At 38.4% G+C, this 26,929-nt stretch carries 20 protein-coding genes and 1 pseudogene; 6 read left to right on the top strand and 15 right to left on the bottom strand.

Going from position 1 to position 26,929, the window contains the following annotated elements:
- A pseudogene (locus DXB54_RS09215) lies at window positions 1-315 on the top strand (hypothetical protein); the annotation flags it as partial.
- Window positions 316-435: 120 nt separating this feature from the next.
- Here the strand turns inward: DXB54_RS09215 and DXB54_RS09210 are convergent.
- Window positions 436-1,539, bottom strand: a complete 1,104-nt coding sequence (locus DXB54_RS09210; RefSeq protein ID WP_118694994.1) for a hypothetical protein — start codon at window positions 1,537-1,539, stop codon at window positions 436-438.
- 277 nt (window positions 1,540-1,816) lie between these two features.
- On the opposite strand from DXB54_RS09210, the gene DXB54_RS09205 reads away from it, so the two are divergent.
- Together DXB54_RS09205 and DXB54_RS09200 are read left to right on the top strand one after the other, a co-directional pair.
- Window positions 1,817-2,737: a tyrosine-type recombinase/integrase gene (locus DXB54_RS09205; protein WP_118694993.1), complete on the top strand. Its 921-nt coding sequence runs from the start codon at window positions 1,817-1,819 to the stop codon at window positions 2,735-2,737.
- A gap of 161 nt (window positions 2,738-2,898) precedes the next feature.
- The gene (locus tag DXB54_RS09200) at window positions 2,899-4,668 is read left to right on the top strand and encodes a hypothetical protein (protein WP_118694992.1); all 1,770 of its coding nucleotides are present in this window, start codon (window positions 2,899-2,901) and stop codon (window positions 4,666-4,668) included.
- On the opposite strand, the gene DXB54_RS09195 is transcribed toward DXB54_RS09200, so the two are convergent.
- The 4 genes from DXB54_RS09195 to DXB54_RS09180 all read right to left on the bottom strand — a co-directional run bounded on the left by DXB54_RS09195 (window position 4,658) and on the right by DXB54_RS09180 (window position 7,693).
- Entirely contained in the window at window positions 4,658-5,851 is a 1,194-nt protein-coding gene (locus tag DXB54_RS09195) for an amino acid hydroxymethyltransferase (protein ID WP_118694991.1), read from the bottom strand. The two genes, DXB54_RS09200 and DXB54_RS09195, sit on opposite strands and share 11 nt — an antisense overlap.
- A 264-nt stretch (window positions 5,852-6,115) precedes the next feature.
- Window positions 6,116-6,799 (bottom strand): hypothetical protein, encoded by a 684-nt coding sequence (locus DXB54_RS09190; protein WP_118694990.1) that lies wholly within the window; start codon window positions 6,797-6,799, stop codon window positions 6,116-6,118.
- A 137-nt stretch (window positions 6,800-6,936) separates the two neighbouring features.
- Window positions 6,937-7,116, bottom strand: a complete 180-nt coding sequence (locus tag DXB54_RS09185; protein ID WP_118694989.1) for a hypothetical protein — start codon at window positions 7,114-7,116, stop codon at window positions 6,937-6,939.
- Window positions 7,100-7,693: an accessory gene regulator B family protein gene (locus tag DXB54_RS09180; protein WP_118694988.1), complete on the bottom strand. Its 594-nt coding sequence runs from the start codon at window positions 7,691-7,693 to the stop codon at window positions 7,100-7,102. Before DXB54_RS09180 ends, DXB54_RS09185 begins: the two co-directional genes overlap by 17 nt.
- Window positions 7,694-8,124: 431 nt before the next feature.
- On the opposite strand from DXB54_RS09180, the gene DXB54_RS09175 reads away from it, so the two are divergent.
- Window positions 8,125-9,180, top strand: coding sequence for a sensor histidine kinase (locus DXB54_RS09175; RefSeq protein WP_158578222.1), 1,056 nt, complete (start codon window positions 8,125-8,127; stop codon window positions 9,178-9,180).
- A 12-nt stretch (window positions 9,181-9,192) separates the two neighbouring features.
- Entirely contained in the window at window positions 9,193-9,906 is a 714-nt protein-coding gene (locus tag DXB54_RS09170) for a LytR/AlgR family response regulator transcription factor (RefSeq protein ID WP_118694986.1), read from the top strand.
- A 7-nt stretch (window positions 9,907-9,913) separates the two neighbouring features.
- Here DXB54_RS09170 and DXB54_RS09165 read toward each other — a convergent pair whose 3' ends face one another.
- From DXB54_RS09165 to DXB54_RS09120, 10 genes are all read right to left on the bottom strand, one after another.
- Complete coding sequence (locus DXB54_RS09165; RefSeq protein ID WP_158578221.1) at window positions 9,914-11,590, bottom strand: O-antigen ligase family protein; 1,677 nt, start codon at window positions 11,588-11,590, stop codon at window positions 9,914-9,916.
- Between the two features lie 97 nt (window positions 11,591-11,687).
- Window positions 11,688-13,211 carry a cardiolipin synthase gene (gene cls / locus DXB54_RS09160; protein WP_118694984.1) on the bottom strand — a complete coding sequence of 508 codons (1,524 nt, stop codon included), beginning with the start codon at window positions 13,209-13,211 and terminating at the stop codon, window positions 11,688-11,690.
- 69 nt (window positions 13,212-13,280) lie between these two features.
- Window positions 13,281-16,007 (bottom strand): heavy metal translocating P-type ATPase, encoded by a 2,727-nt coding sequence (locus tag DXB54_RS09155; RefSeq protein WP_118694983.1) that lies wholly within the window; start codon window positions 16,005-16,007, stop codon window positions 13,281-13,283.
- A 38-nt stretch (window positions 16,008-16,045) separates the two neighbouring features.
- Window positions 16,046-16,378: a metal-sensing transcriptional repressor gene (locus DXB54_RS09150; protein ID WP_021938555.1), complete on the bottom strand. Its 333-nt coding sequence runs from the start codon at window positions 16,376-16,378 to the stop codon at window positions 16,046-16,048.
- A gap of 314 nt (window positions 16,379-16,692) precedes the next feature.
- Window positions 16,693-18,231, bottom strand: a complete 1,539-nt coding sequence (locus DXB54_RS09145; protein WP_118694982.1) for a DUF6034 family protein — start codon at window positions 18,229-18,231, stop codon at window positions 16,693-16,695.
- Between the two features lie 88 nt (window positions 18,232-18,319).
- On the bottom strand, window positions 18,320-19,297 hold the full coding sequence (locus tag DXB54_RS09140; protein ID WP_021938557.1) for an ABC transporter ATP-binding protein: 978 nt from the start codon (window positions 19,295-19,297) through the stop codon (window positions 18,320-18,322).
- Window positions 19,284-20,090 carry an ABC transporter ATP-binding protein gene (locus DXB54_RS09135; protein ID WP_330426382.1) on the bottom strand — a complete coding sequence of 269 codons (807 nt, stop codon included), beginning with the start codon at window positions 20,088-20,090 and terminating at the stop codon, window positions 19,284-19,286. The genes DXB54_RS09140 and DXB54_RS09135 overlap by 14 nt, the downstream gene beginning before the upstream one ends.
- Window positions 20,091-20,100: 10 nt before the next feature.
- Window positions 20,101-22,920, bottom strand: a complete 2,820-nt coding sequence (locus DXB54_RS09130) for an FtsX-like permease family protein (protein WP_118694981.1) — start codon at window positions 22,918-22,920, stop codon at window positions 20,101-20,103.
- An 11-nt stretch (window positions 22,921-22,931) separates the two neighbouring features.
- A complete protein-coding gene (locus DXB54_RS09125) occupies window positions 22,932-25,253 on the bottom strand; it encodes an efflux RND transporter periplasmic adaptor subunit (RefSeq protein WP_118694980.1) in 2,322 nt (773 codons plus the stop codon).
- Window positions 25,250-26,290, bottom strand: a complete 1,041-nt coding sequence (locus tag DXB54_RS09120) for an efflux RND transporter periplasmic adaptor subunit (protein ID WP_021938561.1) — start codon at window positions 26,288-26,290, stop codon at window positions 25,250-25,252. The genes DXB54_RS09125 and DXB54_RS09120 overlap by 4 nt, the downstream gene beginning before the upstream one ends.
- A gap of 232 nt (window positions 26,291-26,522) precedes the next feature.
- Here DXB54_RS09120 and DXB54_RS09115 point away from each other — a divergent pair, with 232 nt between their 5' ends.
- Complete coding sequence (locus DXB54_RS09115) at window positions 26,523-26,828, top strand: hypothetical protein (protein ID WP_021938562.1); 306 nt, start codon at window positions 26,523-26,525, stop codon at window positions 26,826-26,828.
- Window positions 26,829-26,929 lie beyond the last annotated feature (101 nt).

Below are 26,929 nucleotides of genomic sequence, written 5' to 3'. Positions count from 1 at the left end.
CTCCATGAGAATGGTATACTTAATGCAAATGAAGTTGAACTATTAGTAACGTCATTGCACAACATAGAGGACAATCTGTTAAACAATGACAATCTTATCAGAGAGAAGGTGTCTGAAATGGGTGACGAAGATTATGTAGCATTAAGTGACAGACTTATACAACAGGGGATGGAGAAAGGTGAAAGACAAACGTTATTACAACAGATAACAAAGAAAATCCAGAAGGGGAAGTCTCTTGCCCAGATAGCTGACGAATGTGAAATAACCATTGAAGAAGCGAAAATGTATATCAACGAGATAAAAAAGAATAACTAGTCCACGCCATTATACATTTTGTATATTTTTCAAACAATTCACACTATTATAATTATAAAAGAAATAAGGCTTCACAGTATATCAATCTACTATGAAGCCTCGTTTTTTGAAAATTTCTATTTAAAATTTATACTCCAGCTCCTCTTCCGGCTGAACAGGAATGATCAACATTCGTATAACAATGCATACAGCAACGATACTTGTAGAGTTGAATACCGGATCTACTGCTTTTATACCACAAGCGGCCTGCAAAACATCCTCAAGAATCTGCCATACCAGGAATACTAAGAACATAATTGTAACCCAGTTGATCACTGCCACTCTCACCTTAGAATACTTCGCCACACTTTTACCGGATAGATATACAAACACCGTGCTCACTGCAAATAATATCAGTGCCACAATATACTCAGCCGATTTAAACGCTCCCATACCTATTCCAAAATACTGACCGCCAATTCCATTCTCTCTCCAGAAAGGCAGTTCATATTTAATGAAGCCCATACCTAGTGCAACCAAACCAAAAATTGCAACTGATATTATAAATATCGCAACTGCAACCTTTATTATGTCCCTCCTATTCTTACCTCTGGATAAGCCATAGACAAATGAAGAAATAAGCACCGAATAGCAAATTAAAATTGCATATATGAAATGAGATTCCACATTATTTCCCTGGATATCCACCTCTGTCACATAAGAATCCGAAATTACATGAATAGTTGATGTGTAAAACACAATCGTGTCAAAAATCTCTGCTACAGCCACATAGATCATCCATCTTTTCTCATTCTTAAACAGCGGAAAAATAATCAAACACAAGATAAAAAATATTGCATTTATACCCATAAAGATCACTGGGTGATATCTAAATGGAATGGATGCTGCCGCAAGTCTTGATGCCATAAACGTCAGCAGGAAGCTTCCTACTCCAACACCAGCCAAAGCCCACATTCTCGCCTCAAATGATAAGCTAAATCTATCCCTGTTATCCTTAAGAAATTCCTGCAACACCTTTTCATACGGAATAAACATAACAACAACTCCCGCAAATATATACCATCCATGCATGTCAAGGAACCACTTGATATACCCATCCTCCTGCGGATCATTTCCAATGTAAACCACATAATCCATGGCAATAAATGTCACAATAATAAGTATAGCTGCCACCACTGCCCTAAGTATGTATTCTCTTGATGTTATGTGTTTTCTTTCATTCATATATCGCTCTTCCCCCTCCGGTACATTATTTCGTAAAACGTATTTTATCTGTGTATAGAAATCAAACAGTTATTGTCCTACAAACAACTATCGATTATATATTATCACATTTTATTTAATAGCTCTACATATATGGCAAATTCTTTATTAATTTCGGCATTATTTTTCTTTATATAGTAAAATACATCTACTAAACAAACCAACGTGTGAAATGACACACTAAATTAAAGCACGTCCTCATTTAGAAAACCGTGCCAATAACATAAGGAGACAAATCATGAACAATTTAGAAACACTGATCAAACATTATCTGGAATATTGCAATACACAGAAACGCCTGGATTCCAAAACTTTAAAGGCATATAATATCGACCTACGGCAATTCTCGAAATTTGTAGGTGTCTGTGACATCACAAACATTTCGTCAGAAATGTTGGAAGATTATATCGGTGCTCTACATAATTCTTACAAACCTAAGACAGTGAAAAGAAAAATTGCGTCATTAAAATCATTCTTCCATCACCTTGAATACAAAGAAATGATTAACAGAAATCCATTCAACCGGATACAAATACGTTTTCGCGAACCTGTAATATTGCCTAAAACTATTCCTCTTCATACTGTAGAAAAGTTTTTAACAACAATTTACAGACAGCGTGATATTGCCAAAACTGAATATCAGAGGAAGAACTCCCTAAGAGACGCTGCAGTCATTGAACTGTTATTTGCAACCGGCATGAGAATTTCTGAATTATGTGCCCTGAAAAGCAGTGACATAAATCTTTACGACGGAAGCATCCTCATATACGGCAAAGGATCAAAAGAACGTAAAATCCAGATCGGCACTGTGTCTGTTATCAACATATTGAAAGAATACAGTACCTCCTTCCGTGATGAAATTAATAACTGCAATCATTTTTTTGCAAATCAATCCGGCAATCCGCTCTCCGATCAGGCTGTACGAAGAATGATAAACAAATATGCCAAGCTTGTATCCATTGATCTTCATATAACGCCCCACATGTTCCGGCATACATTTGCTACCAGCTTACTTGAAGCAGACGTGGATATCCGTTATATTCAGGAAATGCTTGGTCACAGTTCTATCAACATAACTGAAATATATACACATGTGGCGTTGGCGAAACAAAAAAGCATTTTGTCCACAAAACATCCAAGGAATAATTTTAATATTTAGGGAGTCAAAGCACATCAATCCGTGATGTGCTTTTTTTATTATCACATACCCAAAACAATCCATTTTATCTATATAATCATCCCCATCTCCATCTATATTTTTTATAGATAATAGTTGATTATCACTAAAATAATCATTGCATTATACTTGAGGATTACAATATGATGAAAAAAAACAAATCACAAAATATACGAATTTTTTTGCCAATATTTTTTGGGGTTATTCTTGTTATAATATATATTTACACTACACGTAAAAGTAGCAGCATATTGATGATTATATTCGGAGTGCTGTTGCTAATTATTCCATATGTATATTCAGTTTTACCTATAATGCATGAAAGAAATAAAGAAAAAAATACTTTTATTAATAGATTGTCTGAAAATACATTTACAGATAGACAAAAAGACTTACAGGAATTAATAAATCTAATTAATGAATATAAAATTATACAATTGATTGGAAAAGAACATAAATGTGGTAAAAGTTGGTTGGCATTTAAATTGATTGATTATATCAGACACCCAAAAGATATTGAATTTAAAAAATATGTTTTATCAAAAAGTTACATAAAAAAGGTATATTATGTTGATCTTCAGGAAATGACAGAATTAGATTTGAACTTGTTTTTCGAAAATAATATTATAAACAAAAAAACGTTGATCGTTGCAGATCACGTTAAAAAAATTGATGCTATTTTATCAAAACAAAATATATATGGTTTTTCTTTGATATTTATTCCGACTAGTTGTATTGAGACAAAGGGGATTGTTTATCAAATATCTGATTTTGCTTCTGACAATATACCAATATTACAGGAAAATATAAAACATAATTATAGTAATATTGAAACCCTAAATGAAAAAGAAATTGCAATATTGTACCAGCTTACATTTGGTAATATTGGTAAAATTCATTTTATTTTAGAACGTCAAGAGTATGTAAAATGGATAAAACAACTCGCAAGCAATCTGCAGACTACATATGACAAAGAATTAAATAGCATTCAGCTCGATTTATATAAAGGGGACTATTCCATTGCAAAAAAGAAATTAGATAATTTTGCAGAAACATACAGAATAGCTCTTTCGAACAATAATGATTTGTTTTTTAAATATTATATTATGAAGTCAGATTGTGAACATCTGTTAAACAATTATCAAAATGCCTTGAGTTTGCTTTATGTACTAAAAAATAGAGGGCTAATAAGTTATAACCAAAATAACAAAATAGAAATATTAGAAGCACATTACAATAAGCATCTATGGAAATGTAATGAGGCTCTTTTGATATTGCAAAAAATTCAAGAGTTTAACATATGTGGATTGACCGATTCACTAGGAATTTTAGTTGCTAAATATTTTGTTGATGATTTATCAGTACCATACTCCAATTTGAGTAGTTTAGAAACTTTTTTGAATAATTTTAAAATGTGTCAAACTAGTTTGTTACAAAAAGATGATTGGAATGTTTTAAAAATCATGCGTAATGAAGCTATATATTTATATTATAAAAATTCTTACAACGACATAAATGATTTGATAAAACCTATAAACGATGTTATAGAGGGATACAAGGCAGAGAATAATAGATTATTGGCCAATGCATATTTTATCCGTGCAGAAATAAATAGGCTTTTTAAAAAGTACAAATTAGCTCTTTTAGACTATAATAGCTGTACATTAATAACGGATGATGACAATATAAAAATTCAAGTTAACATCATGAAATATTACTTGGCAAAAATACAAAAAATAAGAATATTTAAAGGAGATAACTTTTTGTCAAAAGATGAAATATGCGATTTATGTAAAGGTAAAAATAATTATGGCATGTTACTTGTTCATAGACTAAACTCTATTGAGCTAAATGACCCAGATAAGGAACAAATAGTAAATTGCTTCGAGCATAGAATAATGACTATTCTATAATAATTTCATTATATGTAAAATGAGGCATTTTTTTATTAATAAGAGACTTTCTAAGATCCATTATATCCTTTTGAGGTCTATTATTCTTAATAAAAAATAGTAATTGTGCAAGATTAACTATATCGCATTCCTCCCAGGCAAAACGAGCGATTTGTTGAGTGCCAAGCCTTATACCATCATCATGAAATAATCTTTTATGTTTTTGGTTTAATGACACATTATAGCTCAATGCATGGCTATAAAAAAGATCGGCTTCATCTTTTGACATCAATAAAAATATTTGATGTGTCATTGTGTAGCTATTTTTATTTATTTTAGCAACATTAAAGCCTTTTTTTTCTAATTCCCTGCCTAATCTATTGGCAGTAGATACTATTAAATTTTGATATGTATGGCCATATTCTATTTGTTCAATTAGTGAAAGTAATAAACTAGCTATATGATTTGGCTGAATATCGCGAAGATAATTTGGTGTAACATTCGAACTTAATTTTTCGATATATAAATCGTTATTTGTCATAATCAATCCACAGGCTGCCGCAGGTAATGTTTTATGAGTCCCTCCCAACAAAATAACATTAGGATAGTCTAATGGATTATCGATACAGCCCCCGCAAATCAGTCCAAGGGTTTGAGTAGCATCATAAATTATTCCCATATTGGTCGGCGTATGTATTCTGCTTAGGTCTGGTACAGTAATCAAATCAGATTGGCAAAAAATAATAAATGAATAATCACCTGTTGAGCACATTTTATTTAAATTATCATAGTCAATCTGATATTTTTCAAAATCAAATGGAATTGAATCGTATGAAATATTCAAAGAATCCAGTATTATGGGCATAGATGCATGTCCGCCTTGTTCTGGTGTAGACAGTAAAACTTTTTCACCAGATGTCAATATAGACATAACGCAGACTGTGAAACAGTTGATTCCACTTAAACTTTCAGCATTGGCATATTTTGAACGAAATAACTGATTGCATGCAATACTTACAAGAGATTTTAATTCTGAAATTTTGTTATTCTCAAAAAAATAGTATTTCCCTTCAAACTCAGAATTTAAAGGTTGCTTTACAAATTCTGAAATGTATGTTTCGGCTGCACATAATGGAATGCAATTTTGAGTATTATATTTCATTTCTTCATACAATTTTATATATTCGTTCAGTAATGTGTTCATATATTTCCTCCTAGTAATTACGTAATAAAAAATATAGATAATCAACTATTATCACTAATTTTTTAAGTAAAATAAGTTTGTATCATATTTCGTTCTTTCTTAAATCAATGCTAATAGCTATGCTGTATAACACTATTGTTAAAAATATAAAGATGCCAAATATCATCGTCTTTTTTTAACCAGTTCTTAGGAATGTATAATCTTCATCATTATATATGATCAATTAACTATAAAGTCACTGCAATTACACATTCCCTATCTATATCACTTCATAATATCTTCTCTTAAATCCCCTTTCAAATTACTAATTTCATCAGACACCCCTAAATATGTCAATTCACCATCGACATAAATTTCGTAATTCCTCTCCTTATCTAACTGTCCATTTAAAAACACACCAACAATCTTCACAAGCTTCCCACTATCATCATATGAATACTCGGTTCCGAAGCCTTCTTTTTCTCCATCAACAAAGCATCCTTCATATATCAAATCTTCAGATTCATTATAAAGCTTTCCTAATCCATTTCTATTACCATCATAAAACGCTCCCTCATACACTAGATACGTCTTTTCATTTTTTTCAACATAATATGAATATTCTTTGCCTTCACCCGAATATTTTCCTTGGCGAAATTCTCCTTTATATAGCAAATTTCCATCATTATCAAATAATCTACCATCACCATTTGCTTCGCCTTTTTTTTCTTCGCCAAAATAATATTTATCGGAATTGCATGCAGAATCTACCCTATTATATAAATTGCTATTATACAATATAAATGTTCCGATTAATAACGCACTCATGACAATGCAAAACATTACTTTCCTTTTTCTCGCACTAATAATTGCCACAAGCAGGTCTGCCAAACATGAAAACAAAGTAACATATCCTGTTAAGATTTTTGATAATATATAACTAATCTTAAAGCCCAGAAAAAAACTCATATTGTTTCCTCCTCGTATAATATCTTATTAAAACGCTTCTACACTTCTGAGAAATACATCATACTATGCACGCTCATGTTTACGCTTCAATTCTCAATATAATATCAACATCTGCATTTTTTATCCAATCCCACAAGTTATCTATCTTTATGCTCCTCTTCTTTCTCCTCATAATACTTTCTGAGATTATCCGGAAGTGCTACTTCACCCCACCTGGTTTTACACGCACTTCCAGTCAAAAATACATCTGTAATATCCTCTAGTACATTTGCAACCATTCCCGATATCATTTTTTTACCTTCAGCATTTTTCATCATTTTTATTTCCTCCATTCCTGCTTATAAGTATTGCCACTACCACATCCATAAATTGCAGCAGTACAACTCTCCCTATATAATCCCTGTACCTAGTCATACACACATACATCAGGATAACCAATATCACACCACATACTGCTCTGACTTTTATCCGCTTTACTCTCTCTTTTCCAAGCTTCGGTCTCTGTACAGACGCCAACGGTGCATACAATACACATATGAACATGTATATAACCAAAAGAATCAACGTCAGGACACATGGTATCGAAATAAAGCCGGCAAACACAGAAACACCATAAAACAAGATGGTGACAATACCGCAACCTAAAGATGTATTCATATGAGTTCCACCTGTCCATGTTCTGAGTATAGTTAGCGTCACTATGCAAACCGATACTTCAAGCATCTTCCCTATCAACCCAAACAATAGAAAAATCACAAAATAAGACTTAATTTCTTCAATAACATTTTCTATTGCATATACCACCTTGGAACTTCTTATCTGATCCTCTTCACAGGTATCACCAATCAATCCTTTTGATAAAATGATACTGATTTCATGTGTATAGTTACTCATATACCTATAATTCCTTCCGCTGAAGATAATCTAACATTTTACGACAAAAATTCCTATACTTTTTCATCAATTTGTCGTGAACGAAGATTCTGAGGTAGTGAACAAAGATTTTCAGGCTTGTAAGCAAAGATTTTCGGACTATTATTGACATTAAGTAACCTAAAAATTATAATGTAATTTAGCATTAAATAAAAAGGAGTTTTATATAAAACATGTCTCTTTCAGTTATAGAATATTGTTGTTTTATCCTTGATACACTTTTTGAAGTCCTGTGTTTGTGCAGAATTTTTTCCATGAAAATATGGAGCACTAATCATCCTCTGCCAGTTATTCTCACATACATGGGATTAAGTACATTTTTTTCATATATATTTCCGGACTCAATAACAACACTCTTGTTATTTCCAATGAGCTATCTGGCATATATAATAATGTATAAAAAAGGGTATCTTGAGACCCTGATAGGCTATTTCCTTGCATATGTGTACATAATCATAATACAGGATCTGTTTATGATGGTATTCAGCAGGTTTAATATTGAAAGTCCTAAGCTTCAAGCTGTAATAGGTGAGACCGGTTCAATTTCTATCGGTCTCATACTGCTGCTTTTTGTTCCTGTGCATAAAATATATACCGCCATTATGAAGAGCAATCTTTATATTAAATGTACTTTGATAGATCTCGCTCTTATGCTTTTAATGGAGATCCTTATAACAAAATTCACCAGTATCGATGCAACTGTTATGATACCATTGCTCATATCATTTGCTATAATAGTGTTTATTTCCGACTATCTCATCATAGAACAGCAGAAAACCATAACGAAGCAACAGGAAAGTCTTGAGAGCTACCACACCTATGAGCCTATGATGGACAATCTTATAAAGGATATACGCCGTAGACAGCACGATTATGCAAATGAGCTTAATGCCATTCAGATGATAGCCTGTTCATATGATGATTACGCTTCCCTCTCGAAAGCTCTTAATGAGCATATAGATGCAGCTGCCAGAGATTTCCGACAGACAGATCTGATCAAATTAAACATGAAGGTTTTATCGGGCTTTCTATACAGCAAGCTTGAGACTGCCAGAAAAGCTGATAAAGATATCGACTTTACAATTAAGAACTTTGATCTGTCCAGCAATATGCCTGAATATGAACTTATAAAGGTTGTGGGTATTTTAACAGATAATGCATTGGAGGCGGTTGAGCCTCATGACTGTATAAAGATCGAAATAGACAGTGATAATAATCGTATAATATTTACCACTATAAATAAGGGGCCTAAGCTCACACCGGAGCTTAGGGCGAATATGGTAAAAGTCGGCTATACCACCAAAACCGTTACCAACTCTATGACTTCAAAGAGAGGTACAGGTCTTGCAAATGCAAAACAACTTCTTGACAGTTATAATGGTGAGTTGTACATTGAGAATCCCCCTGCATCCGGGGATACTCTTATTAAATTTGAGTTTATAGTCTAAGGAGAGACCGTTATGAACGCACTTATTGTTGATGATGATATGAATCAGCTTAATGGAATTGTTTCAATAGTGAAGAAATCTTTTAAGGGCACAGTATGTCTTACTGCATCAACCTACGATGAAGCCGTTGAATTACTCACCGGCGATACAGCCATAGATATTATACTCCTTGACATTGAGCTTAATTCCTCCAACAATCTTACCGGTGTTGATCTTGGCAGTTATATCCGTACGCTTCCGCAGTTTGAAAATACACCTATATTATTCTTAACAGGCTATGCTGCAGAGGCAGCCCATGCTATCCACGCTACCAACTGCTTCGACTTTCTCGTTAAGCCTTTTAAGCCGGCAGAGCTTACAGCTTCTATCCAGAAGCTTATAGACAAAAAAATTATTTCCGAGAAGCCTATACCTTTTCGTAACCTGGCAGGAGTACATTTCAGAGTGCTTCCGTCTGAGATAATATACATGAGCTGTACCAATCATAATACACAAGTATATACCCTTTCAGGAACTTTCACTGCTCATATTTCCCTGGCAGCTATTATGCGAAAGCTCCCAGACTACTTTATAAGATGTCATAAGAGTTATGTAGTAAACAAATACTTTATTGCAAACTATGACAAGACAACCAAGTATGTTGCAGTAAAGACACCAAACAAACCAACGTCAATCCCTATAGGTCAGGCATATTACAAATCCTTCGTAAGCCAGTTAAAGGATTAATGCCCTGCTACTCTTCCGTTGCTCTTCTGCACATGCCTATAAGCATAGCTGTCATAAGGAACATGTACGGGGTGGTTATACACTGGTTTACGTTGAATATTGCCTGAACTCCGTAGGATATCACGGCAAGGAGAAGTCCCAATATATATGGTGACTTCTTTATTTTTTTTACTCCGGTTATGACAGCGGTGCCAACCACACCGACATAAGAAAGCATACCAAGCAACCCCTGTGTCACAAGATACTGCAGGTACTCATTATGGGCATTGTCATATACTGTTCCGGTGACCTGAAGCATTTCGTCATAAAACCGATCATCCATAAGTGAACGGATGGACTCATTACCATGTCCGAATATCTTCTGTACAAACGGAAGCTCACCGTATAATCCTGTTACGCGTCTCCATATATATCCTCTGTAGGATCCCCATTTATCATTAAAATCAAACATGGCGAGATTATTTTTTCTTCCGTATATGATAACAGCAATTCCTGATATAAGGACAACCGCCAGTGCAATGATAAGCTTTATGCCGGTTCCGTTCTTCTGCTTATTTATGTAAACTTCGCTTTTATTTTCATTTATGTAAATTTCAGTTTTGTTTCTATTTATGTAAACCTGAATAATAAGTCGTATGAACAATACCACTGCAAATATGATCACAAGCAATGCCGGATGCTCTGCCAGCCTGTTAAAGCCTGTTATCTTTGCCCCATTAGTACCCACTAGCATTCTAAGTAACACCATACCTAGATACCCGCCTGAGCCAAGCATCACAAGCTCAAATAACCGGTCCACTCTCTCCATATACACAGTTGCAAATAATACTGCTATTACAGTCGCTCCCACACCGGCGAACACCACGTCAGCATTTGCAGGGATAAATGCCATGAAACCTGCAAATACTCCAATGCCGTATACTATCCTCTTTATGTTACTTTTCTCTGTAACATAAAGTCCCATAAACAACGGCAATGCTATACATATAAAGCTTCCGAATATATCAATATTGCCAAATGTGGACACATATATATTCCTCTGCTTCCTGTTTATACCATCAAGAAGCTTAAAGGGATCAAATCCAATATTCTGAAGTATTGCAATAATAAATGTGACAGAGGAAACCAGGACAAATACCATACTTATAAGAGACCACATCTTCTCCATATTGCTCACTCTGGCAGACACAATAATATACATTATAAATATAAGTATCATAAATGCCAGACCACAGTATCTTCCCTGTGCTCCGGTAAATGCATTTTTCTTATCCTCCGCCATTATGAATGACATTACCCCCGAAATAAAGAACAGTACCATACAAATGTCAGTTCCATACACGCCATCACATATTACCGCCTTAAGCTTATCCATTGTGCCGACCTTGACATTTCCACCTGCATGTCTTCCTTTCATGCCTCCGGCATTTATACCGGTAAGTACTATCACAAGTCCCATTGCCCATATTACGGCAAATAATATCATGCCCACCTTAAATACGGTGTATTTTGTATATGTAATATCAAAGTAATGATCATGAAGAGCCAGTGGATATATTACCAGCATATACAACAAAAAGGCTGACGTAATACCGGTCATTAAACGACCGGAACCACTGTCAACCTTTATTGTTTTATTTACCGAATAGTGTTTGTTTTTATCTTGGCTATTTCTTTTATTCAAATCACTTTTTCTCTCTACAGCCTTCATATATAGCAATCACTCCGCAGCTTCTATTAATCTTGACTTTTGATATTATACCACCGGCATATAATATTGGCTACAGTAATGGAGATAATAATTTCAGAACTGCATCCACCAACATTCTTGACCGTCTTCTGTTGCACCAGCTTACATCTATCTCATCACATTCATCAAAGGTTTGAAGAAAATCTCTTTTGATGTCAGCGATAACCTTACTCATATATATAAGTACTCCACACTCAAAGTGATGGTAGAAGCTTCGGTTATCCATATTTATACTGCCGACTGAAGCGAGACTGTCATCACAAAGTATGACCTTGGAATGTATAAATCCCGGCTTATATTGATATATCCTTACACCTGCCTCCACAAGCTCCTTATAGCTTGACTGAGTCATCCTGTATATAAACTTCTTATCCGGTATTCCCGGAGTAACTATCCTTACATCTATCCCACGCTTAGCTGCAAGCTTTATAGCCATCATCAATTCACTTCCCGTAATGAAGTAAGGGGTAAATACATAGATGTAATTTCTTGCGTCATTTATCACCTGCAGATATATGCTCTCCCCTGCATGCTCTACACTTAAGGGATTTGAATAATATGGCTGAAGATAACCTATATGCGGGTGCTCCTTTATCTCAGGGATAAAGCGTTTGTAGCTTGCCTCTGTAAATCTTGAGGTATTCCACATCTGAAGGAACATTATGGTAAATCTGAAGGCTGCTCCGCCCTCCATCCTTATACCGCTATCCTTCCATGTGCCAAAGGGATGCGTGATATTGGCATATTCATCCGAAAGGTTAAAGCCTCCGGTATAGGCAATATTTCCATCTATTACCGCTATCTTTCTATGATCCCTGTTGTTCAGTATGGTAGCCATAAATGGGAAGATCTGGTTAAAACAGATACACTTTATTCCCATCTTCTCCAGCTCTTTCCAGTAATTCTTGTTTACATAAAACACAGAACCCACATCATCATATATGACTCTGACTTCTACACCCTCAGCAACCTTCTTCACCAGGACTTCAAGGATATCATCCCATACCTTACCATGATTTATTATGAAGAACTCCAGAAAAATGTATTTTTTTGCGTGCTCCAGATCATGAATTAAATCAGGAAATACCTTATCCCCCATGGAGTAATACTTCTCAACTCCACCTTTATATACAGGTGCCTTGGAGTATTTCTCGGTATATTTCATGAGCCTGTAGGGCGGATCATCCACAAGGATCTCTGCACTGTTGGAGTCAACCCCGTAGAGATCCTCGTAAACCTCCTGCTCTTTTATACGAAGAAGATTTTTCTTGAGCTTTCTTGGAATCACCACATGTCCATACAGTATATAGAGAAGTCCACCAAACAGCGGGAACATCATAATAGGAACTATCCACGCCAGCTTAATAGATGGATTCATATCCCTGGATATAATATAAGCTCCCACAACAATACTTAATATGGTAAGTCCTATATTTATATACACACTATATGATTTTAAGATTATAAGCTGAACAATGAAAAATACTATCTGGATCACCACCAGCAATGCGGTCATGACCATCCTGCTGAACAGCAAATTAAAAAACTTCTTCATACCCTATACCTGTTTATTCCTGTTTCTTCTATTATTATATGTGTTCTTAATCCTTTGTTTCTTTTTCCCTTATGATATTGAGACCACCTGGTACTCCAGCTCTTCTACTGTCTTCTTTAAAATACTGTCATCAATATCGCTGTTAAGAGTTACTACTGCTGTCTTCTTCTCGTGATCTGCAACAGCACTGTCAACCTGTGGCAATGCCTCAAGTGCTTTTTTAACTGCTGCCTCACAGTGCTTACACATCATACCGTTTATATTCATTGTCTTTGTCATTTTTTCATTCTCCTTATTTACATTATTTTCTATAGCAGTATTCTCTGCTTTATATGGATTAACCGAATTTTTATTATTTATATCTGTATCCTCTGTGCTTCCATTTTTTTCCACATTATGATACTTCATAAATATAACATTTTCAACCACCGAAATACCATTAACTTTTTCTAAAGTTTTATTTTCCTTCTGCTGTCTGTTTCTGCCATCCAGCTTCACAAGGTTGAGTCTCAGGGCATTCATAACCACACATACCGATGACAGACTCATGGCAAATGCTCCAAACATAGGGTTTAATGTAAGGCCCCATATAGGATAATAAACACCGGCAGCAATAGGTATTCCTATAACATTGTAGATAAATGCCCAGAAAAGGTTTTCCTTGATATTTCTTATGGTACCATGGGATAACCTTATGGCTCTTGCCACTGAGTTAAGTCCCTTCTGCATAAGTACCACATCTGCTGCGTCTATGGCAATATCGGTTCCTGCTCCTATGGCTATACCTATATCTGCTCTGGTCAGGGCAGGGGCGTCATTTATTCCGTCCCCAACCATTATAACCTTACCAGACTTCATGAGTTCTCTTATCTTCTCTTCCTTTCCGTCAGGGAGAACCCCGGCTATAACCTCATCTACACCTACCTGTCTGCCTATGGCATTTGCAGTTTTCTCGTTATCACCTGTCAGCATGATCACCTTGAAGTTCATTTCCTTAAGCTCTCTTATGGTTTCCACGCTGTCTTCCTTAACTACATCGGCGACTGCGATAATACCAAGGAGCTGCCACTTTCCTGTTTCATCAGTTCTTGCGAAGAACAATGGAGTCTTTCCCTCATCAGCAAATAAATCCGACTGTCTTTCTGCCTCTTCTGATATTATGCCATTATGGTTTACATAATTATAGTTTCCGGCTATATACCTGTTTCCGCTTATGGTTCCGCGTATACCCTTACCCGGTACATTTTCAAAATCTGTAATACTAAGAAGCTTCACATTATCTCTCATGCAGCGTTCATTTACAGCCTTTGCAAGAGGATGTTCACTGTACTGCTCCAATGTATAGGCAGCCTGCAGCAGCTCCTGAAGCTCTACTCCCGGTGCACAGGCAATATCTGTAACTACCGGAGTACCATTTGTAATTGTACCGGTCTTATCAAGAACTATAGTGTTACATCTTCCTGTTGCCTCCAGGGCAGCGGCGGTCTTAAACAGTATACCATTTCTTGCTCCTACACCATTTCCAACCATTATGGCTACAGGTGTCGCAAGACCAAGGGCACATGGGCAGCTTATTACAAGAACGGATATTCCTCGTGAAAGTACGAAGGCTGTATCCTTTCCTGCTATTATCCAGACAATAATAGTGATCAGTGCCAGTACAAGTACCGTTGGGACAAATATACCCGATACCTTATCGGCGATCTTGGCTATCGGTGCCTTTCCCGATGCTGCGTCTCCCACCATGGCGATTATCTGGGAAAGGGTGGTATCCTCTCCAACTCTTGTAGCGCGGCACTTAAGGAAGCCTGACATATTAATGGTAGCTGCGCTGACCTTGCTGTCCGGCTCCTTATCAACAGGGATACTTTCTCCGGACAGTGCTGATTCATCCACTGCACTGTTTCCTTCTATTACCTGTCCGTCAACCGGTATGCTTTCTCCGGGTCTTACTACGAATATATCGCCCACCGCCACTTCATCGGCTGCGATCTTCTTCTCTTCTCCGTCACGGATAACATTTGCAGTCTTAGGTGCCAGCTCCATAAGTCCTTTTATGGCGTTGGTGGTCTTACCCTTGGAGTATGCCTCAAGTGTCTTTCCTATGGTGATAAGTGTCACGATCATGGCTGCTGACTCAAAGTACAGGTTGTGCATATAATGCATTACCAGCTCCTCGTTGCCCTTAAGGTATGCGTCCGTCATAGCCATAAGCTCCACGAAACTATATGCAAATGATACCCCGGAGCCCATTGCTACCAGTGTATCCATATTAGGTGCCAGATTCACAGCAGCCTTAAAGCCACTTATGAAAAACTTCTGGTTTATGACCATGATGATACCCGCTATGAGCATTTCAACCAATCCCATGGCGATATGATTGCCATCAAAAAATGACGGCAGAGGCCAATCCCACATTACATGTCCCATAGACACATACATAAGAGGTATCAGAAGGATCACTGAGGATATGAGCCTCTTCCACATCTTTTTTGTTTCCTTATCTACTGAGTCCGTGGCTCCGACTGTGGCGGATGTGCTGTTTTTTCCTGAGACGGCTGCTCCGTTACCACCACCACCTGCGGCAGACTTACGTCCCGCCGCCAGAGACGCACCATACCCTGCCTTCTCAACAGCCTGGATTATACTTTCGCCGGTGGCTGTTCCCTCTACATTCATTGAATTGGTCAGGAGATTGACCTGACACATATCAACTCCCGGAACCTTGCTTACAGCTTTTTCTACTCTGCTGCTGCAGGCACTGCAGGTCATCCCTGTTACATTATATTTGTCCATAGTTATGTCAACCCCTTTCACGTTATTTGTATATCTGACTATTTCATAAGTTTCTGGATAGTCTTAAGAAGATCCTCCATGGAATCGTCTCTTCCTTCTCTTATATCTGTTGCCACACAGGTTCTTATATGTCTTGCCAGCAGCTCTTTATTAAAGCTGTTGAGGGCTGCACTTATGGCTGACACCTGGATCAGTATATCTGTGCAATAAGCGTCTGTCTCCAACATATTCTTGACGCCTCTTATCTGTCCCTCGATCCTGTTCAGTCTGTTCACAAGCTTCTTCTTCTCATCATCACTGCGTTCCTTGATCCTGCCTTCAACATCTGACACCAGTCCGCAGCAGCATTTATCTTTTTCTTCTTTATCCATTTAATATCTGCCTTTCTTAATATAATTATTCTTATCTCTCTTTATTACGCTCATATAGTATACCCCTATAGGGTATTTGTCAACATGTGATATTGATAATTTTTTACCATAACAACGGCATGGAACAGCAACCATGCCACAGACATCATTACCGCGATAAAACACGCTTTGCGAGTTTTATCCGCTGATCAGCAGTCGTCAAATGCACACATGCAAGCATGTTGCACTTGACTCGTTGCCATAACAAAAAAAGACGTGTGAAGTAAAAAAACTCCACACGTCTTTTCGCAGTTCTATTATTCAATTATTCCTTTTTACTGGATATCCCCTTCATCTACTTCCTTCTCCACTGCAAAGGATCCATCATCGGATATTGTGCTACTTGTAACGTCATCGGAATCATAGCTCTCACCCTCTAACTGAGACGCAACGTCTATGAGACTGCCATCCATGGCATTTATAAGAATAAGCTGTGTCGGATATGAATCTTCAAACGCACTATCCTCTGTATCCTCCTCTGTATCCTCCTCTGTTGAAGTATCGCCTTCTTCATCTCCATAACTGGTTGAAATAAATGCCCACACAGGAATAAGCTTATACTGACCTGTTGTATCTTCATCCTTGACTCTGAAATAGGTAAGCTTAACCTTATCAAATTCAAGATCAAGATATGATGTCTTATTGTCCTTATAAAACTCAGGTATCTTCTCCTGGGCACTCTTTAATATCTCATCCCAGCTAAGAAGCTCCACATCACTATCCTCCTTAATTGTATTAAGAGAGTAGTTTATGTTCACCTGGAAGGCACTGCCATTATATATACTCAAATTAATAGTCTGGTCACTGGTTGTGTACCATACATTATTTGTATCAAGGTAATCTAAATTCCATACATCCGGACTATATATAGGCACATTATCCACTGACTTGACAAATGTGATGGACCATCCGTCACATTCCTCTGCCAGGGTGTTGCCAGCATAATCATAATAGTCCCATATAAGCGGTGAACAGCTCTTAAGCATTGCATCCTTAAAACCAAGATCTGCCAGATAAGAGGTTGCATATGAAACAGCCTCGTCCTTTGTCATGTCACTCTGGTTCTCCAGGTCGTATGAATTATAATCATCGCCGTAATAAGAAACATTATAGCAATCGTCATGGGGCCTGATATCCTTAATGGTAATGTACGGATACGGTGCTATACTTGCACTGCCGTTAGCTCCTGAGCTGTCTCCATACATATCAAGTTCATACAGTTGATCGCCTATATAACCTATATAACTATCACTATCATATGTATCCCCCACCGGTTCTCTTTCATCTGTAGCCTTGGCAAGGTCACTCTTTAAGGAATTTACGGTATCACCGATCCACTGGGCATTCTCCGTGTCGCCTGCTGCATTTGCATCATCAAGCATTGCCTGATATACATCCAGCTCCTTCTGGACATCTTCCCTGATCGGCTTTTCATAATCGTACTTATATATTCCTTTACTCTTGTCAAAAAAGCTCTCTGCCAGTGTCTTCTTATAATCACTATCGTATGACAGCGGCTCACAATATACTACTGACATAGTGGACGCATTAGGTATCTCTATTTTCTCGGCATTTATCTTAATGCTTGATAATCCTGAGTTTCCAACCGGTATATCTCCGGTGTAGGATTCCGGTGCCTTAACCTTTGCTCTTAACTCTCCACTGTCTCCACTGCCGCCATTCTCAGAGCCGCCATTTTCATCATCAATATTGTAATCCACTTTCTTCTTGCCACAGCCGGTTGCTGCGCCTGAAAGCATCATTACACCAATCATGGAAAGAGCCACCGCTCTTCTGACAAAACTTTTCTTCATATATACACTCCTCCGTATTGAACATCAGCCCATTTTAAATCTGTATCATTACCATTATAATACTTACTGCCGCTGCTATCAATATTATCTACTCTTTGGTAATTATGATCTGACCGTCTACAACCTTGACCTTTACCTTATTTGTATCAATTCCTGCTGATGCCAGCATATCCTCATTGATCTGTACACGATGTGCCTTATCAAGTACTGAATATTCCTCATGGGAATCCTCAGCAGCAAAGCTTTCGCTCGACAGTTCATTGATTTTGTTACGATAATCCTCTTTCATGATCTTCTCTGTGCTTATCTTACCATCTGAGATCATGACCACACGTCCCACCTTATTTGCAAGGCTTATATCGTGGGTAACGATTATTATGGTTATCCCCAGCTCTTCATTGAGCTTTCTGAATAGATCCTGGATCATATTGGAGGTTTTTGAATCCACCGCTCCGGTAGGCTCATCCGCCAACAGTATCTTTGGATTATTCGCCAGAGCTATGGCAATAGCAACTCTCTGCTGCTCACCACCACTCATCTGGGCAGGATAGGAATTGATCTTATCCTCAAGTCCTACCATGGTAAGGAGCTCTATGGCTCTCTTCTCCTTGTCTGACTTATTGGTCTTATCGAAGAACATAGGCACCTGGACATTCTCCACAGCAGTCATGTAAGGCAGTAAGTTCCTGGAATTTTTCTGCCAAACGAAGCCTACTGTGTGTCTTCTGTATTCTACCAGTTCCTTGTCACTCATGGCAAATAAATCCTTGCCATCAGCATACATCTTTCCTGCACTCGGTCTCTCAAGGCCGCCTATCATATTAAGCAGTGTGGACTTTCCACTACCTGACTTACCGATGATGGCAATGAGATCTCCGCGTTTAATGTTAAGCTCCAGCCCCTGAAGTGCCATAACCTCAACTTCATCGGTCTTGTAGATCTTAACAAGACCGTCACATTCAATTATATTGTCCGGATCACCAAGATATGAGTCATTGTTCTGCACCTGTGTTTCATCTACAGCAGCTTCATTTTTCTTAGCTTTCTTTTCCTTATGCCCTAGCAACTATCTCACCATCCTCTATCTCATAAACAACGTCTCCAAGCTCCATAAGGTTCGGATCATGGGTAGTCATAACAATAGTGATCCCTTCCTTAGCCACAAGCTCCTTGAAGAGCTTCATAACCGTAAGACCTGACGCGGTATCAAGTGCTCCGGTAGGCTCATCGGCAAATATTACCTGAGGCTTATGGGCAACTGCCCTTGCAATAGCAACTCTCTGCTGCTCGCCACCACTCATTTCTGATGGAAGATGCTGCATTCTGCCGCCAAGTCCCACCATGTCAAGAACCTCTTTTATTCGTTCATCTCTGTTTCCTTCATAGTCTGCAAGTCTGAGACCGAAATCTACATTCTCATATGCGTTCATGATAGGAATAAGTGCAACCGACTGGAATACAAAGCCTATATCATATCTCCTGAGCTTCTCTCTCTCTGTCTCCGGCATGGTGTTAAGCTCATTGCCATTTACATAAACCTCACCCTCTGTGGCATCATCAAGAGCACTTAATATATTGAGCAGTGTGGTTTTTCCTGATCCGGATCTGCCCTTAAGGATAGTAAGCTTACCTCTGGGCACATCCATATCAAGTCCTTTTAATGCGTAGAACTTCTCACCATTTCCCATAGGGAAACATTTAACAACATTTCTTGCACTTATGATTATATCGTCCTGGTCATACACTCCCTGGTTATCACCAAACTCATCATATGCCTGACCTGCCGTATCATCACCATATATTGTCTCATCATATACCTGATCATTGCCAGGCTCGTTGTTATATACTGTTTCTGACATACGCTCCACCTTAATCCTCTCCAAGCTTCAGAGCCTGAGTAATATTCATCTTCTTTAATATTGTCCTGATAACTATGAAGCAGGCAATGAACATCACTATTACAACTGCTGTAAGCTTTATTATATCCATTGGATTTACTGCCAACGATATAGGTATATTGTGTGTTTCAGGCAGATATACAATGGCAATAAGCTTGACAAACAGCATTGTAGTCAAGGCACCTACTCCATAGCCTGCCAGACTGGCAAGTACCGAGGAGAATATCTGCTCGTTTATGAGCATCTTGTTTATTTCCTTCATGGACATACCCATAGCTCTGTATATACCAAACAGAAGCTCTCTCTGTTTGATGGATGTGATCCAGTAAATAAGGAAGCCTACCAGACACAGCACAACTGCTACTATAAAGCTTAATGAGAACAGACCATTTGTAATTACCACCAATGATGAATCCATAAGCTTTAATGTATTCTTGTCTTTGCTTATATATGAACTTACCTTTATTCCGTCATTTTCAAGCTGGGACAGAACCTCCTTGTAATCATTGCTGCTGTTTGTCTTTATCCATACTTCGTATGGTGTCTGTCCGAATGCTCCAACAACATAAGCGTAATTGGCAACTACGAGATACTTCTCCACCTCTGACACATTGCCTTTCTCATCCTTCTCATAGCTGTACTGTTCAAAGCCCGGCCATGCGTCAACTATTGCCACAACATTTCCGGATACTGTTGCAATAGGCTCATCTGCCTTGGACTTGATGGGATTATATCTTGTATAGCTTATACTGTCTCCCACTGAAAGACTGTATTTCCTGGCAAGATTGGATGATATGATGACACCATTTGAGGTCTGTGCCAGTGCATTAAGATAATTGTACCAGTGTTCCTTGTTAAGGTCTGACTGGAGACTTGCCGTCTCGCCAAATTCCTTGGTATGTATACCCATGAGTACATTGTTATCAAGGGTCTCACCGCCTACGGATATGGAAGCACTATCATCATATATTACTCTGGTAGCCATATCGTAAAGGCTTCCCTCGTAGCCTGTAAACCTCTCAAAGTCAGGCTCCTCGTAATACCAGTTGGAATTCTTGTCCTTGTCATGGTATATTCCCATTGCCCAGTGCTCGCTTACACGAAGATCTGTACCTGCATTGTAAGCTTCACGTTTCTGGTTATTATCATTTATGGTTCTCGCCATATTGGAATTAAATATACCCATGGCAATGGTCATAACCAGAAATACTGAGATAAAACCCTGCTTCTTTGAGGTTCTGGTTATCTGGAGGAAGGACGCATATAATGCCGGCTTCCACTTCTTTCTTCCAATAAAGTATATAAATCTGATAAGGTACTTTATAAGTCTTAAGATCACCAGTCCCACCGCAAATATAAACAGTGATGAGTTAAGGAATATCAACGGATCCGGTCTCTTGCCTGCCAGGATATCCAGTGCGATAACTCCTCTCTGCTTCCTGTAATTGTACAGCAGGTATATGGATACCGCTGCAAATATTACATCTAAGAAGTACTTCTCCCAGAATGGCTTAACATTGATCTTTCCTGATTTTCTCTTCTGCTCCACAATGGAGTTCTTAGCATATTTGAACACAGGAAGCGTGACAAATAATATCGCTATCACTGCAGCAACAAGACTGTATACAAACGCTGAGGCTGTCATTCCGTAGAAGCAGGTTCTGTCTGATCTGAACTCCAGGAAGGAATTTGAGCTGGCAGCAAGTTTACATAATCCATATCCCATTGGTATTCCTATGAACAATGCTATTACTGACAGGATTGCCGACTGCCCCATATATATCCTTATTATCTGTCTTGTGCTTGTGCCTCGGCTCTTTAACATGGCTATCTCGCCCTCCTCCATCTCGAGGATCTGGCTTGAAACCATGTATATGAATGCCAATAGCAACACCAGTATCGGAAGTTCAAGAACCCATATGATTATCCCTATGGTCTTGGCGTCATTTTCATATTCCTTGATCACATCTGTGAAATTCTCAACTATATGATCATCTGCCTTGGAGAACTCTTTAACATAGTATCTTATGTTAGAAGCATTCCTGTGTGTTATGTCCGAATAATCAAGCATGTTGTAATCTGTGCTGTATACTGTCGGTATGCTGTATTTGCTTATGATCTCGTCAAAAGCATCAAGGCTTACAAGTCCCTGCTTGGTAAATTCACTCTTTCTTATATACCAGTAGTAATCACCGTAGTCCTTTTCTGCAAATATTCCTGCTATGTAAAACTTCAACGGATTATCTGAAGAATCCTTGATCTTGTCATAGGTTATGGTCTCTCCTACAGTAAGGTTATTGTCATCTGCGATCTCCTCTGTAATAATACATGGATACGCACCATCCACAACCTCACTCTCATCAAGACCCTTTCCATGTACTATCTTTATATGATCTTCAAGTCCCGGCATATATGCCAGCTTGTAGCTGTCCTTCTTGCCTGATGTGGATGTGGCAAATCCGCCGTCTATATAATACTTTACCTGTTCTGTAAGTACCTTGGTATCAACATAGCTGAACCAGGTTTTGTGATACTTCTCTGTTCTGTTCATTATGGACGCCATATCAGGATACTTTCCTGTATCACAGCTTCCTTCACGGCCGAGAACACATGAATAATTGTTGGTTTCTTCTATCTTATCTCCGAACTTGGTGGAGAGCATCATGTCAAGGGCACCATTCTTAAACATAGGTGTACAGGACATTACTGCAATAAGAAGAACTATACCAAGGAGCAGACATGCATTGAGCCATTTTTTATTTAATAACTTATGTTGTAAAAAATTAAGCATATCCTTCCTCCTTAATTTGCTTTCTCAAGGGCGAGTATATCGCCGGCGTCAACACCTGACAGTACACATACACTCTTGGAATCTTCTTCTCCCAGGGTTACATACTGCTTTACGATCTGACCATCTATCACCTTCCACACGTATTTCTTAGTGCTTCCTGTAGTCTTAACGGTCTCTGTATATATCATTCCCTTTGGAAGTACAACCACATTCTTCAGATCAGTGGTGCTGTACCTTAAGACATATCCCTTTGGTGCATCATAATATGACTGATCATCAACTGCCAGATAATATAACAGGCTTCCGGATGCAGCACAGGTGCTTATCTGAACCTCACCGTCCACTGTGTTGATATATACTTTTCCGCCATCACCGCTGTTTCCTATGCACCTGGCATTTATTGCATTGGAATTGTCTGTTGAATTCACAAGCGTTACCTGCTGGTTCACTGCGAGTTTTCCTTCTACTGCAGCTCCAAGTATCTGATTCTGCTTTGAGGCTATACCTACAACCTCCGTACCCTTCTCAAGCTTGTATCCCTTAGTTGCATATACATTTACTATGTATCCGTCCTGTTCTGCATATACCTTGACAACACCTGTTCCATCGTTGTCCTTGGCAAGCTCATCATACTTTGCCTGAAGAGTCTTCATATTGGAATTGTACTGATTAGTGGCTATCTGCTTGTTAATGTTTACTATCTCTATCTGACACAGAGTCTGTTCTACAAAATACGGAGTATCCTGATTGTCATCCGGTGTATCAGGATCATCAGGCTTATCCGGATCTGTATCTGTTGCCACCGGTGGATCCTCTGGATCGGGATCGGCCGGATGTGCCTTTCTGTATTTGTAATCCTCTATCTGTTTCTTATAATCGTTTATCTGATCATTATAACCATTCATATTGGAATTATATTCTTCTTTAGCATGCTGTATATCCAATGCCGCCTGCTTAAGCTCAGCGCTTCCGCCGCCGCTGTCTATGGAGTATAAAATATCTCCCTTGCTAACCTGCATACCTGCCTGAAGATTGAAATCCACCAGGTAGCCTTCACACGGAGATTTGTACTTCACCATATCCGTGTCTACAAGCTGCAGCTTCTTGCTGTCCTTTGAAATACTGAAATCCTTAAGTTCAACCTTATACTCACTGTAATTTCCCGGCATGATGGCGTCTGAGGCATAGAACACCAGGTCTCCCTCATCAAGACCGGAAAGCACCTGGGTGTTGTTGGTATCGGCTGCTCCAAGCTCCACATCACGGCGTTCCTTGTCGCTGTTCTCTGTCTTAACATATACAAATGCCTGTTCTCCGTCTTCATATATCGAATCATTTCCTATCATCAATACATTTGATATGTCCGAAGAACTGAAATACATCGGTATCATATCTCCGGTCTTAAGCTTTGATGTTTCTCCGTCTGCCAGTTCAAATCTCATATTAGGATACTGGGACATTGCCTGTGCTTTGGCAAGCTCTGTCTTTGAGTACTCATCTATTTTAAGATCATGCTTCTCACCATCTATAACTGCATATTTGATTCCGTACTTCTGGTAAACCTCCAGATCCTTAACCGTAAGATCCGGTATCTCAATATGTGTCTTGTTGTAATCTGATACTACCACCACATTTTCATTTGCACCTACTGTTGAGGACTCTGTTGTATCCTTCACATATGTGACATATCCATCCACCTCAGCCACCAGTCTGTTGCTTCCGATGAGCTTCTTCTTCTCTTCTATCTCTTCTTCCGCTTTCCTGATCTGATAGTCGTAGAGCATGCCATCATATCTGTCGTTCTCTATAGCTGTTGCCTTCTGTATCCTGGCAGCTTTTAATGACTCCTCGTCACCGGTCTCTTCATATCCCTTTATCTGATAATCATATATCTTCTGATTCTGCTGGAATATCTTCTGATTAAGTTCATGATTCTTTCTCTGTTCGGCAAGATTGTTCTCAAGCTCTGTAACCTCGCTCTCGCCAGCCTCTGCACTCGCCTCCGCAAGCACATCGCCCTTATGTACATACTGACCTATGGCTACGTTTAATTTCTCAAGCTCGCTGCTGGTCTTGAAATAATAACAGTAATCCTCAGGAACAACATTTCCTGTCTTTACGATCTTGTTACCTATATCTCCTTTCATTACAGGTCTGTATGCTGCATTGGTTGATATAGGATCAAGCAGATCCGGTACATTCTCCTTCTTGCCACCGCAGCCTGATATAGACATGACCATTGACAGGCTCAGAAGAATTGCCAATGCTGCTCTTGATGTTCTTCTTTTCTTAGATGCTGCTGTCTTGTCTTGCTTTAAACAATACTTCTTCAATCTATACTCACCTGCTCTCCTGCATTCAATCCTGACTTGATAATGACATAATTGTCAACTGTATCTCCAACCTCCACAGGAACTATCTCCCTGTAGCCATCCTCATCAAACCGGTATACATAGTATGTTCCATCCACTGTCTTCACAGCACTCTTATCAACGTATGTAACATTGGATATGACCGGCTTATCTATGACAACCTCAAGCTCCATATATCCATTTGTAACTTCAATATCTGACTGGCACTCAAACTTCAGCTGTCTTTCCTCACCACCGGTGGCCTCGTTCTTAACCTGTTCCACGTCTACCAGCTTCATGTCATAGGTTGCCACCCCCTGGGTTGCTGTAAATACATCACCTATATTAAATTCATAGGTGAGATCCTCTGTAGATCCTATGAAAGCATCGGAGCCGGACGCTACAGACACCAATGTTTCATCTGCTGAGGCATATCCATATTCCAGCCATTCATTGACGTATGTGACTATTCCGTCTGCTTCTGCTATAACCTGATATTCCTTCAGCTTCTCCTGCTGTTCCTGGATATACAGGGTTGACAGCTCGATATCTTCTTTAAGGGACTTGATGTCCTCAGAGTAGTCGTTGCTGCTATCTATCCCCATAAGACGTGAGTAGTGATCAATAAGAAGCTGGTCTTCTTCCTTCTTTCTCGTATACTCATCTATGGTTTTATTTATCTCATCTGCCTTGAAGGAGATCATCACATCACCTTTTTTTACTTTATCTCCATTCTTTACATTGATCTGATCGACTTCAAAATCGTCCTGCTTTACCGAATAATCCTTGCTGGAAAAACCATCCGGCTTCAGAGTAAGCTTTATCTGTGAGGAAATATTCCCCTCTTTTACTGTAGCTCTTTCATGGACTGTCATGGCATATGGTTCTATATTTATTGCGGGCTTGTCACTTACCTTACGATCACTGCAGCCGGTAAGTCCCACGGTCATGAGACAGAGTGCAATGGTGCAGGCAAGGCAGGTTCGGCACTTCATCCTGCGTCTGCTTTTACATATCATAAAATTTCTATCCTCCCACTTATTATTTCATATCGTTTATCTGTACATAGATAGTCTGTATTCATCTATCACAGTTATACTAATTTTAGTCTTTTTACCATGTGTTAGCAATATATTAAATCAATATATATGTTTAAGATTTCCTTAATATACTACCTGTGCTTTTCCCTTTACAATCATGTTTATTTTATATATAATTTTAGCAGGGACAATTATTGGGAGGTCGAGATTTATGTTTGTTGAAAGAGTTACTAAGGAACAAATGAAGATGTTCCTAGAGACGTTCGCATGTTGCAGCGAACAGAAAAACCTTGTTATGAGATTAAGCTATGCAGGCAAGGAGCCATATCTTGATGTTACTAGATACAGTAACGGTATGATCTATACTGATTCTTACTATGACTTTGACAGTACATATTGCAGCAATTTATGGAACAAATTCCTGTATACCCAGTTCACACACGAGTATTATCAGGCTTACAAGGGACATCTTATGGAAGAGGTTGAACGTAAGCTCACCAATATGATAAAGATATAAATATCACAGTAAGGATCTGCACAGGGATAAACATATCCCTGTGCTTTATTTATGTGTAGTCACGAGCCTTGGAGCAGGACTTTTACCGTGCAGATCATGGC

Origin of the sequence: Coprococcus sp. OM04-5BH (assembly GCF_003482105.1) — a bacterium.
In the GTDB taxonomy this organism is placed as follows: domain Bacteria; phylum Bacillota; class Clostridia; order Lachnospirales; family Lachnospiraceae; genus Coprococcus.
This window is presented reverse-complemented; position numbering and strand designations above follow the sequence as displayed.